This is a genomic window from Thermodesulfobacteriota bacterium, from assembly GCA_040755095.1.
Classification (GTDB): Bacteria; Desulfobacterota; Desulfobulbia; order Desulfobulbales; family JBFMBH01; genus JBFMBH01.
On the sequence record JBFMBH010000040.1, the window covers coordinates 17,962 to 29,829 of the forward strand.

Below are 11,868 nucleotides of genomic sequence, written 5' to 3' on the forward strand. Positions count from 1 at the left end.
GGGGGGGGTGGTGCCGGCTCCGCCTGGCGCCCGCCTGTCCGGGGGCGGCCGTCAGCGGCTGCCGCCGATCTTGGCTGCGACCGTGGGGAAGAATCCCAGGTCGGTATGGGGCAGGAAGAGGGCGGCCACGTAATGATTCATGAACTGAGGGCTCTCGGAGAGCTCCATGTTGGTCATAAGGCGGTGCACCTGGGTGCGCTCCCGGAACCGCTTATGGTCGGTGAGGCTGATCTGAGCGCCCAGGAGAGAGCCGTTGCCCAGATAGAAAAAGCGGTCCCGGTCGATGTCCGGCAAGAGGCCAATGGTGATGGCCCGCTCGAGATCGATATAGGCCCCGAAGTTGCCGGCCAAGACCACCCGATCCAGATCGGCGAAGGTCATGCCCACCGATTCGAGCAGGGTGACGTAGCCGGCATACATGGCGCCCTTGGCCCGCATGAGGTTGTCCAGGTCCACCTCGGTGAGCGCGATGTCCTCGCCCAGGAGGGAGTCCTTGGCCCAGGCCAGAACGTACTCATACCCGTCCAGGCCTGGCCGAATGCGGGGATGGCTGCGGCCGCGCTTGAACTTGCCCCGCTGGTCGATAACCCCCGCCTCCAGCAGCTCCGAGACGATGGAGATGAGCCCGGAGCCGCAGATGCCCCGGGGCTTGGTGAGACCGATGGTGACGATCATCGGCTCCAGGGTCTCGGGGTGGATATGGAAGTTCTCGATGGCTCCCTGGCTTGCCCGCATGCCGTGGCGGATACCGCCGCCCTCGAAGGCCGGGCCGGCGGAGCAGGCGGCACAGACCAGCCACTCCTCGTTGCCGACCACGATCTCACCATTGGTGCCGATATCGATGAACAGCGTCAGCTGACGGCTCTTGTGCAGCTGGCAGGCATGGACGCCGGCGATGATGTCGCCGCCCACATAGCTGGCGGCGGAAGGGTAGAGGAAGAGCCGCACCGAGGGGTGGGCATTGATGCCGATGCCGGCCGCCCGGGTGAGCGGGAACTGGCTCGAGATCGGGGTGTAGGGCGCCTCCCGGATATACTTGGGGTCAAGGCCGAGCATGAGATGGGCCATGGTGGTGTTGCCCGCCGCCATGATGTAGGCGATGTCCACCGGGTTGATCCGCACCTTGGCGCACACGGTGTCGATGACCGTGTTGATGGTATAGACCACCTTCTCCTGGAGGGCCTTCAGGCCGCCGGGCCGCTGGGAGTAGATGATCCGGGAGATGACATCCTCGCCGTAGCCGATCTGGGCGTTGTAGGCCGAGGCCTCGGCGATCACCTGACCGCTCTTGAGATCCAGCAGGGCGCCACAGACGGTGGTGGTGCCGATATCCACCGCCAGGCCATACAGCTTGTCGGTGGTATCCCCGGGCTCAATGGCGATGATCCGGTCCGGCTCCTCGGCCCGCTTGCCCCGGAGCAGGATGACGGTCACCTCCCAGTTGGCGCGCCGGAGGACGAAGGGCAGCTCTTTCAGCAGCTGCGGGTGGTCGTAGGTGGGCTCCTTGCAGTCGTGGCAGCCCCGGGCCAGGGCCCGCATCAGGCGGGCCAGGTCGGCGACATTGTCCTCCAGGGTCGGTGGCGGCAGGGAAAGGAAGCGCTTCTCCACCGGCGGATCGGTGTCCCAGGTGCCGACCAGGGATTCCAGGGTCTGGGCCGAGATGGCCCGCACGGTCTTGGGCCGGCGGCTCAAGGCGACGCCATTGGCCCGCACCTGGTCCGGGATGCGCACCGTGACATCGCCCAGCACCCGGGTCCGGCATGCCAGGCGCAAGCCGGTCTGCCACTCCTCGGCCCGGAGCTGAGCGGTGCGCTCGCACTCCACCTCGCCGGCTTCGATCCGCACCTTGCACTTGCCACAGACGCCCTCGCCGCCGCACAGGGCATCGATGTGGACGCCGGCGCCGGCAGCCGCCGCCAGCAGGTTCTCCCCCGACTCCACCGTGGCGGTGACGTTGTCGGGCAGGAAGACGAGTGTTTTTTTCATGGACGGAAGACCTGCTTGGAAGGTATGGTGCGAGCCCCAGCGCCCCGGCGGCCGGCCGATGGGCGGACACACAATAGCAGGAACCCTCCCCTTGTCAAGACGCTGCCCCGGAGCCGGGTTCTGCCTCCGAGGCCTGCGGGAGAGCCAGAAATGACCACCCACCTGCCCTGCTTCAAGGCCTATGACGTGCGGGGCCGCATCCCGGACGAGCTCAACGAGGATCTGGCCTTCCGGATCGCCCGGGCCTATGCCGCCCACCTGACCCCCCGCCGGGTGGTGCTGGCCCGGGATATCCGCCTGTCGAGCCCCGCCATCCATGGAGCGTTGCGCCAGGGTCTGGCGGCCGCCGGCGTGGACGTCCTGGACATCGGCCTTGCCGGCACCGAGGAGATGTATTTCGCCACCTGGCACCTGGGCGCTGACGGCGGCATGATGGTCACCGCCAGCCACAACCCCGCCGACTACAACGGCATCAAGCTGGTGACCTCCGGCGCCCGCCCTTTGAGCGCCGACTCCGGGCTGGCCCAGATCGAAGCCCGGGTGCTGGCCAATGATCTGGGGCCAGCACCAGGCGGCGGTCACAGCCAGACGGTGGACACCCGGCCCGCCTTTCTGGAGCATCTGCTGGGCTACGTGGACCGCTCCCGGCTGCGGCCGCTCAGGATTGTCGCCAACCCCGGCCATGGCTGCGCCGGGCCGGTGCTGGCCGGCCTCGCCCCGCATCTGCCCTTCACCTTCATCCAGGTCTGCTTCGAGCCGGATGGCACCTTCCCGGCCGGGGTGCCCAACCCGCTCCTGCCGGAGAACCGGGCGGTGACCGCCCAGGCGGTGCGGCAGCATGGGGCCGACCTCGGGCTGGCCTGGGACGGCGACTTCGACCGCTGCTTCTTCTTCGACGAGCAGGGGGGCTTCATCGAGGGCTACTACCTCGTAGGCCTCCTGGCCCAGGCCATCCTGGCCCGGCAGCCCGGGGCGGCCATTGTCCATGACCCGCGCCTGGTCTGGAACACCCAGGAGCTGGTGCAGGCCGCCGGCGGCCGGCCGATCTTAAGCCGCGCCGGCCACTCCTTCATCAAGGAGACGATGCGGGCCGCGGACGGCGCCTACGGCGGCGAGATGAGCGCCCACCACTACTTCCGGGAATTCGCCTACTGCGACTCCGGGATGATTCCCTGGCTCCTGGTGACGGCCATCCTCTCGGCCGGCCGCGAGCCGTTGTCCCGGCTGGTGGCCGACCGCATGGCCCGTTTTCCGGCTTCCGGCGAGATCAATTCCAAGGTCGCCGACCCGGACCATGTCCTGGTCGCGCTGGCCGAGCGCTACGGCTGCCAGGCCCTGGCGCGGGACGACCTGGACGGGCTTAGCCTGGTCTTCGCCGACTGGCGCTTCAACGTGCGCAAGTCCAACACCGAGCCGGTGCTCCGCCTCAATGTGGAATCCCGGGGCAACCCGGCCCTCATGGCGGCGAAGACCGCCGAGCTTTTGGCCATCATCCGATCTTAAACAGGTCGAGAACGACACGGAGGAAGGGAATCGTGACCGGAGAGAAGATCACCATCCAGGGGGGCGGGATTGCGGTCCCGGATCAGCCCATCATCCCTTTTATCGAAGGCGACGGCATCGGCCCGGACATCTGGGCCGCCACCGCCCGGGTGCTGGACGCCGCGGTGGCCCGCGCCTATGGCGGCCGGCGCCGGCTCGTCTGGCGGGAGGTCCTGGCCGGCGAGAAGGCGCAGAAGGCCACCGGCCAGTATCTGCCCCCGGAGACCATGGCCGCCATCCAGGAGCATGTGGTGGCCATCAAAGGGCCTTTGACGACGCCTGTCGGCACCGGCATCCGGAGCCTCAACGTCACCTTGCGCCAGGAGCTGGATCTGTATGCCTGCGTCCGGCCGGTACGGTACTACCAGGGGGTGGTCTCGCCGGTGAAGGCGCCGGAGCAGGTGGACATGGTGGTCTTCCGGGAGAACACCGAGGACGTTTACGCCGGCATCGAGTGGCCGGCGGGCTCGGCGGAGGCGGAGGCGATCATCAGTGTGATTGAAGAGCGCTTCGGCAAGAAGATCCGTCCCGGCTCCGGCATCGGCATCAAGCCCATCAGCGCCCTGGGCACCAAGCGCCTGGTCCGCAAGGCCATCCGCCATGCCCTCGACCACGGTCGTCCCTCGGTCACCCTGGTGCACAAGGGCAACATCATGAAGTTCACCGAAGGCGCCTTCCGCAACTGGGGCTACGAACTGGCCCGGGAGGAGTTTGCCGACTGCACCATCACCGAGCAGGAGCTGTGGGAGCGCCACAACGGCAGGAGGCCGGCGGGCAAGGTGGTGATCCAGGACCGGATCGCCGATGCCATGTTCCAGCAGATCCTCCTGCGGCCCGCCGAGTACAGCGTGCTCGCCATGCCCAACCTCAACGGCGACTACATGTCCGACGCCCTGGCCGCCCAGGTCGGGGGGCTGGGCATGGCGCCGGGCGCCAACATCGGCGACGGCTACGCGGTCTTCGAGGCCACCCACGGCACAGCGCCCAAGTATGCCGGTCTCGACAAGGTCAACCCCGCCTCGCTCCTGTTGTCCGGGGTGATGATGCTGGAGTACCTGGGCTGGCGCGAGGCCGGAGCCATGATCCAGGCCGGCCTGGAGAAGACCATCTCGGCGCGCACCGTCACCTACGACCTGGCACGGCTGATGGGGGGGGCCACGGAGCTGAAGTGCTCGGAGTTTGCGACCGCCATCATCGCCAACCTGCCGTAGGCGGAGCAGCACCCGCGCCGTCGCCGTGGCAGGGGTTCTGGGCCGCGGCGGCGGAGTTGCTCTTTCCGGCCTGCTGTCTGGGCTGCGGCCGCCGGCTGGGCCGGACCGCAGCCATCCTCTTCTGTCCCGCCTGTCAGGACGGGCTGGTCCTGGCCGCCGAGCCGTGGTGCCCGGGCTGCGGCCGCCTGTACCGTGATGCCGCCGGCCCCAGCCACCCCTGCGGCCCCTGCCTGACCGGGGGCAGGCATTTCTCCGCGGCCCGGGCGGTGCTTCTCTACACCGGTCCGGTGCGCGCGGCGATTCATGCCTTCAAGTACGGCGGCAGCTGGGCGGGGCTGGCGACCTTCCGCCATCTGGCGACGAGACTGCCGGAGGTTGCCAGCTGGGCGGCGGCCGATCGCATTGTGCCTGTGCCGCTCCATGTCCGGCGGCTGCGGGAGCGGGGCTTCAATCAGGCCCTGGTGCTGGCCCGAGCCCTCTTTCCCCAGGCCCGCCGCCGCATCGCCCCCGACCTGCTGGAGCGGCAGCGGCCCACCACGCCCCAGACGGCCCTTTCCGGCGCTGCCCGCCGGGCCAACCTCCGGGGCGCCTTCCGGCTGCGCCCGGGTGCCTCGGTGGCCGGGCAGTCGATCCTCCTGGTGGACGATGTCTTCACCACCGGCACCACGATGAGTGAATGCGCCCGGGTGCTGCGCCGGGCCGGGGCGGCAACCGTGTGGGCTCTCACCCTGGCCCGGGTGGACGATGACGATGCCGGACCCTGCCGCCAGGCGGCCGCCAGGACCCTGCCATGACCGGCTTTTCCTATCTCGGCTTCTGCCAGTTCGATGTCGCCCTGGGTGCCCCGGAGATCAACCTCGGTCGCCTGGCGGAGGGCCTGGCCCGGCTCGCCCCCCGGGAGCCGGGCCTGGTGGTGCTGCCGGAGCTCTTGGCCACCGGTTTCGCCTACCGCCAGGCCCGGGCCTTGGCGGCGCGGACCCCGGAGCTGCTGCGCCTCCTTACGGGTATCGCTAACCGCTACCGGCTGCACCTCGCCGGCTCGCTCCTGGAAGCCTCCCCGGCCGGCCTCCACAACACCCTTTTCCTTGTCGGGCCGGATGGGGTCCTGGGCCGGATCGCCAAGCGCCACCTCTTCGCCCCCATGGACGAGGATCGGCATCTCGTGGCCGGTCCGGCCGCCGGCCCCCTGGCCACCCCCCACGGGCTGGTGGCGGGTCTCGTCTGCTACGAGCTGCGCTTCCCGGAGCTGGCCCGGCTGCCCATCCAGGCCGGAGCCAGAATCCTGGTGGTGGTCGCCCAGTGGCCCCGGGTGCGGCTCAGCCATTGGCAGACCCTGGTCCGGGCCCGGGCCATCGAGAACCAGGCCTTTGTCCTGGCCGGCAACCGCTGCGGCAGCACCGGCATGGACACCTTTGCCGGCCACTCCCAGATCATCGCCCCGGACGGCACCGTACTGGCCGAAGCCGGCGAGGGGGAAGAGGCCCGTGGCGTGCTGGTGGACCCCCAGGAGCCGCAGGTGGTGCGGGCGCGCTTCAACACCGTGGGCCCGCGGCCTTACGGTCTGCCGGATGCCGGCAAGGTGGTGGATCGGGAAAGGGCCGCATCCCAGGTGGCGGAGCACCGGGCCGCCGGCAGCCGGATCGTCTTCACCAACGGCTGTTTCGACCTCCTCCATGCCGGCCATGTCCAGTACCTGGAGGAGGCCCGGCGCCAGGGGGACTTCCTGGTGGTCGGCCTCAACAGCGATGCCTCGGTGGCGGCCATCAAAGGGCCTGGCCGGCCGGTGAATACCGAGGCGGACCGGGCCCGGGTTCTGGCTGCGCTTGGCTGCGTCGACCTGGTGGTGCTCTTTGGCGAGACCACGCCCCTGGCCCTCATCGAGGCCCTGCGGCCGCAGGTCCTGGTCAAGGGCGCCGACTGGGCCGAGGAGGCCATCGTCGGTGCCCCGCAGGTCCAGGCCTGGGGCGGGCAGGTGGTGCGGATCCCGCTCCTGGCGGGCCGCTCCACCTCGGGGCTCATCGAGCGCATCGGACGGGGACCTGGGGAGAAGACCGGGTGAGGCGAGCTCACTCCGGCGCTGGCCGCGGGCACAGCCCGGGCCAGTCGGCGGGCAGCAAGGACGGATCGCAGCCCAGCTGGCCAAGCAGCCAGGCAACCTGACTGGCAGGGCAGTTGATGGAAGGAGGACGGCGGCCGGCGGTGACCTCGGCGTGCTCCTGGGCCAGGAAAGCGACCAGGGCCCGGCCGCAGGCCTGACGCTCCGCTCCCAGATCCCGCTGCCGGCCGGCCGCAAAACGGACCAGCCGTCCCCAGTTGGCCGCCGCCCGGGCCAGGCCACGGTAGAGGCGGCGGTCCCGGTTGCCCGGATCCAGATCCCGGAGGATGATGGCGCAGTAGCGAAGGACGACCGCCTCCGCCAACTGGGCCTGTTCGTCCGCCGTAAGGCGGAGGCCCGGGCCTTCCGGGTCTTCCTCCAGATAGTGGCGGGAGCTGTGCAAGGCCACCTCGGGGATCTCACCCCCGGAATGGCGGATCAGAAAGGCCTCCTCCTCCAGCAGAAGGCCCCGGTCCGGCAGGGTCGGCTCAGACACACCGCAGCTCAGGGGGACGCTTCGGGCGGCCGGCAGCCTTGGCCCGGTAGAGGGCGTCGTCCGCAGCCTGCAGCCACTCTTCCCGGCTCATGGCCGGCTGCCATTCCGCGATACCGATGCTGATCCCCAGCTGTTCGCAGCCCGGGGTTTGGCGCGCCAGCTGCCGCACCGCCAGCCCCAGGCGCTCGGCCAGGTGATGCGCTGCCTCGGCGTCGGTATTGGGCAGGACCAGAAGGAACTCGTCGCCGCCCATCCGCACCAGAAGATCGGAGCCGCGCACCAGGGCGGTGAGGATACTGGCCACCTGCTGGAGAACCAAGTCGCCGACCGCATGGCCGCAGGTGTCGTTGACCAGCTTGAAGAAGTCCAGATCCATACTGGCGAGGGTGACTGGCGTGCCATGCCGGCGGGCGCTTTCCAGGATGGCCGGCACGTTCTCCTCGAAGACGCGCCGGTTGGCCAGCCCGGTAAGGGAATCCCGCCGCGCCTGGGCATAGAGGTCCTCGTAGGCCGCGGCCCGCCGCAGGGGCTCGCCCAGCACCGGCAGCGCCTCCTGGACCGTGGTCAGCTCCTCCTCCCGGAAGGGCCGGCCGCGCCGCAGGAGCAGCAGCCGCCGCTGGCTGCCGGTCTGGGCCACCGGCCACAGATGGGAGTGAAAGCCCGCGCCGGGCACCGGCGGCGCACCGGCAAGGCCAGTGCGCTCATCGAGGAGCTCTTCGGCGCAGGCCATCTCCTGCCGGCGCTGGGGCCCATGGCTGGAGCACACCAGACACCGGCGGCTGCTGCCGCCGTCTTCGTAGGCGAGCAGGGAATGCTCGACCCGGGGCATGAGCCATACCGAAAAGGACTCGGCCACCGAGGTCAGGTCAGTGGCGCCGGCCAGCCGGTGATGGAGCTCGTTCAAACGGGCCAGGTGCTCAGTCTGTTGCTTGTAGCGCTCCAGCTGGGCCAGCAGACCGGCAAGGTCGGGGCCCTCCCCGGACAGAACCGGGCAATCCGTCTCGGCAAGCTGCGCATGGATGGCTTTCATGGCTCTTTGCAGCGGCGGCAGGCCGCCCCCTCCGTCTTTACTCTCATGGATCGGCCGCTCAGACGAAAAACCTAAGCAAAAACCGCAGCCCTGGGCGGCAGCGCCGCCCTGGTCGCCCTCTGCGGACGACAACTTTGCGATTTCCATGCCAATCGTAGGGGAAAAAGGCGCCGGGGGGAAAGAAGGCCCCGGTCAAGGGGGGCGAGGGGGCGGCTGGTCGGGCGGCCGCGGCACTGCTGGCGCCAGCCGGCAGGATTTGCCGGCCGGGCCGGTCGGATCTTGCCCAGCAGCACCCTCGTGCTGCCAAGCGTCAGAACAGCTTACGGTCCGCCAGGATTCCTGACACCGGCCGGGCCCTCAGTCGTCCCGGCGGCCGCCGATGAACTCCTCCAGCATGCGGAAGGCCTCATCGTCGGTGAACTGCTCGGGCGGGTGCTTCATGAGAAAGGCGCTCGGCGAGCGCAAGGCCCCCCCCCGGCCCCGATCCAGGGCCAGCTTGCAGCAGCGGATGGCGTCGATGGCCACCCCGGCCGAGTTGGGGGAGTCCTCCACAGACAGCCGCAGCTCCAGGTTCATGGGCACATCCCCAAAGAGGCGCCCTTCCATGCGGATGAAGCAGACCTTGTTGTCGTTTTGCCAGGGGACGTAGTCGGAAGGGCCGATGTGGATATTGTCCGGCGGCAGGCGGTGGCCGGGCCCCGCCAGCACCGCCGCGGGCGTGGACTCAGTCTTGGAGGCGAGGCGGCTGCGGTTGAGCATGTTCAGAAAGTCGGTATTGCCGCCAGTATTGAGCTGGTAGGTGCGATCCAGCCGCACCCCCCGCTTGTGGAAGAGATCGGTCAGGGCCCGGTGGGTAATGGTGGCCCCCAGTTGGGCCTTGATGTCATCGCCGATGATCGGCAGGCCTCGGGCGGCGAAGCGACCAGCCCAGTCCGGGTTGCTGGCGATGAAGACCGGCATGTTGTTGATGAAGGCGACCCCGGCCTCCAGGGCGCAGGTGGCGTAGAAGCGGGTCGCCTCCTCCGAGCCCACCGGCAAGTAGTTGAGCAGGATCTCGGCCCCCGATTCGCGGAGGATCTGGACCACCCTGGCCTGGTCCGGCTCCGGCTCGCCCGCCAGGAGGAAGGTGCGCTCCGGCCGGAAGTGGCGCATATGCTCGGAAAGGCCATCCAGCACCCGGCCCATGGTGACCGGCACCCCGGTCCTGGGGATCTGGGGACAGAAGCGGGCCGTGCAGTTGGGTGGCGCAAAGATGGCCTCCGCCACGTCCCGCCCGACCTTGCGCTGATCGATGTCAAAGGCGGCCACCACCTCGATGGCGCCGGGCGCAAAACCGCCGATCTCCCAGTGCATGAGGCCCACCGCCTCGCCGGCGTCCTTGCCCCGGTAGTGGGCGATCCCCTGGATCAGGGAGCTGGCGCAGTTGCCCACTCCGGCGATGGCGATCCTGATCGTGCTCACCCCTGGCCTCTCCTCCTGTGCCGGCGAACTGGCTGCCGCGGGCCGCTGTGCGATGGCTTCTGGCGAAGGCATCATATTTACACGCTGGCGGCTCAATGTTCAATCGCAATCGTGGGATGCAGCACGTGGGGGAGCAGGCAGCAGGCTCAGTGCGGCGCACCGGTGGCGTGGCTGAGGTCCCAGATCGTCCCTTGCCAGTTGCCGATCCGGCCGTGGTCGGCGCACAGCGGGCAGTACCACAGGATCTCCTCGGTGTCGGGATCGAGATCGACCTCCAGGATGCCGGCGCAGCGCTTGCGGCCGGGACGGCGGCGGCAGCGGACCCGGAACTCCTCGGGGATCACCGGCTCCGGTCGCGACACCATGGCCACGATCGCCGTGAAATGCTCCGCCAGCCGTCGCGCCGGACCTGCCGCCGGCGCGATGTGGCCATGCGCGTCCAGCAGGTCCCTCAGGTCGGCGATCCAGGCGCCGCGCATGGCAGGCAGGTCTCCGGCTCAGGAGTTGAGGTAGGCCTTGATGGCACTGGCAATGGTCTCGAAGATGCGGATGAGCTCGGTCTCTTCCCGTTCCAGGAGGGTGATGCGAAAGCCCTGCAGAGGGGTGGCAAAGGACGACAGGGGCACGACGCAGATGCCGGTGGCGCCCAGGAGGTAGTACACGAAGCGCTTGTCCAGGGCGACCCCGGGCTGGCGGACCAGGGCCTCCACCTGGGCCCGCACACTGGCGATGGCGACGGGCAGGGTCTGGTGCGGCGCCAGCACCCCATCCCGGAAGGCGACGCTCATGTAAAAGGCGCCATTGGTGCGGTTGACGATCAGGCCGTCGACCTTCTTGAGGATGTCATACGCGATGTTGGAGAAGCGCTCGTAGCGGCGCACCCGCTCACCCAGGAAGGCCTTGTACTCGGGATGCTGCATCACCAGGGGCAGGGCCCGCTGGGGCAGGGTCGTGGAGCAGACCTCCAGCATCTTGGCATTCAAGATCGACTGCACGTAGCGCTTGAACATCGGGTCCCGCTGGCCGTTGTAGACCTCGATCCAGCCGCACCGGGAGCCGGGCCAAGGCATCTCTTTGGAGATGCCCCGCATGACGATGGCCGGGACCTCGCCGATGATGTCCGAGAACGGGACGGTGCTGGTGCCGTTGTAGATGATGTTGTGGTAGATCTCGTCGCAGATGATAAAAAGATCCCAGCGCCGCGCCAGATCCACCATGGCCTCCAGGATCTCCTTGGGGTAGACCGCGCCGGTGGGGTTGTCCGGATTGATGATGAGGATGCCCGCCACCGCCGGGTTGTAGCGGATGTGGCAGGCCAGGTCGTCCAGGTCCGGATACCAGAGGTTGTTCGGGTCCAGAATGTAGGTGACCGGCCGGTCTTCGGCATGGGCCGCCTCGGCCGAGGAGTGGGTGGTGTAGCTGGGGCTGGGCACCACCACCCGGGCGGTGCGCTTCAGGAAGCCGAAGACCTTGCTGATGGCATCCCCCAGGCCGTTGAAGAAGATGATGTCATCCGGCCCGATCTGGACGCCACCCCGTTTGTTGGTCTGCTCGGCCAGGAACCTCCGGGTCTCCAGCAGGCCGCGGGTCGGCGAGTAGCCGTAGGTCGCGTCATCCATGGCCAGCTCGGCGATGATCTCCTTCATCCACCGGGGCATCACCTCGCCCTTGGCCACCGGGTCACCGATGTTCTCCCAGTGGAGCTCCACTCCCAGCTCCGCCAGCCGCTCACCGACGGCGACGATGTTGCGGATCTCGTAGGTCAACTCACCGGCGCCCATGTGGACGATGTCGGTTCGCATGGCTGCTTCTCCTTACGGGAAGGGGGCGTTACGCCCACCAGGGGCAGAAAAAAAAAGCCGCGGGCTGAGGCGCCGCGGCTGATGCGTGTCGGTCGGAACGAAGGCTTTCAGCCCACAGCAGCGGCCCCCCCACGGATGTCAGGCCTGGTAGCTCGACGATCGGCGGCTGCGTTGCTGGTCATGGCTCGATGCCTCGGACACAGTGCGATTGGCTTGGCTTCGGTGCCGGCTGCCGGAAGGAGCGG

10 protein-coding genes are annotated in these 11,868 nt (G+C 68.8%); 4 read left to right on the plus strand and 6 right to left on the minus strand.

Annotated elements, in window-relative coordinates; all coding sequences use genetic code 11:
* Window positions 1–51: 51 nt before the first annotated feature.
* Window positions 52–1,986 carry an ASKHA domain-containing protein gene (locus tag AB1634_08150; protein MEW6219492.1) on the minus strand — a complete coding sequence of 645 codons (1,935 nt, stop codon included), beginning with the start codon at window positions 1,984–1,986 and terminating at the stop codon, window positions 52–54.
* A gap of 150 nt (window positions 1,987–2,136) precedes the next feature.
* Between AB1634_08150 and AB1634_08155 the strand changes: the two genes are divergently transcribed.
* The 4 genes from AB1634_08155 to rfaE2 are packed head-to-tail and all read left to right on the plus strand — an operon-like array spanning window position 2,137 to window position 6,798.
* A complete protein-coding gene (locus AB1634_08155; GenBank protein ID MEW6219493.1) occupies window positions 2,137–3,489 on the plus strand; it encodes a phosphomannomutase in 1,353 nt (450 codons plus the stop codon).
* A 32-nt stretch (window positions 3,490–3,521) separates the two neighbouring features.
* Window positions 3,522–4,739, plus strand: coding sequence for an isocitrate dehydrogenase (NADP(+)) (icd, locus tag AB1634_08160; GenBank protein MEW6219494.1), 1,218 nt, complete (start codon window positions 3,522–3,524; stop codon window positions 4,737–4,739).
* 56 nt (window positions 4,740–4,795) lie between these two features.
* On the plus strand, window positions 4,796–5,533 hold the full coding sequence (locus AB1634_08165) for a ComF family protein (protein ID MEW6219495.1): 738 nt from the start codon (window positions 4,796–4,798) through the stop codon (window positions 5,531–5,533).
* Window positions 5,530–6,798, plus strand: a complete 1,269-nt coding sequence (gene rfaE2 / locus AB1634_08170; GenBank protein MEW6219496.1) for a D-glycero-beta-D-manno-heptose 1-phosphate adenylyltransferase — start codon at window positions 5,530–5,532, stop codon at window positions 6,796–6,798. Before AB1634_08165 ends, rfaE2 begins: the two co-directional genes overlap by 4 nt.
* 7 nt (window positions 6,799–6,805) lie before the next feature.
* Here rfaE2 and AB1634_08175 read toward each other — a convergent pair whose 3' ends face one another.
* From AB1634_08175 to AB1634_08195, 5 genes are all read right to left on the minus strand, one after another.
* Window positions 6,806–7,330 carry a hypothetical protein gene (locus tag AB1634_08175; protein ID MEW6219497.1) on the minus strand — a complete coding sequence of 175 codons (525 nt, stop codon included), beginning with the start codon at window positions 7,328–7,330 and terminating at the stop codon, window positions 6,806–6,808.
* Window positions 7,323–8,360, minus strand: coding sequence for a GGDEF domain-containing protein (locus AB1634_08180; protein MEW6219498.1), 1,038 nt, complete (start codon window positions 8,358–8,360; stop codon window positions 7,323–7,325). Before AB1634_08180 ends, AB1634_08175 begins: the two co-directional genes overlap by 8 nt.
* Before the next feature lie 357 nt (window positions 8,361–8,717).
* Entirely contained in the window at window positions 8,718–9,821 is a 1,104-nt protein-coding gene (locus AB1634_08185; protein MEW6219499.1) for an inositol-3-phosphate synthase, read from the minus strand.
* 146 nt (window positions 9,822–9,967) lie between these two features.
* Complete coding sequence (locus AB1634_08190; GenBank protein ID MEW6219500.1) at window positions 9,968–10,300, minus strand: hypothetical protein; 333 nt, start codon at window positions 10,298–10,300, stop codon at window positions 9,968–9,970.
* An 18-nt stretch (window positions 10,301–10,318) separates the two neighbouring features.
* Entirely contained in the window at window positions 10,319–11,623 is a 1,305-nt protein-coding gene (locus AB1634_08195; GenBank protein ID MEW6219501.1) for a pyridoxal phosphate-dependent aminotransferase, read from the minus strand.
* Between the last annotated feature and the right edge of the window lie 245 nt (window positions 11,624–11,868).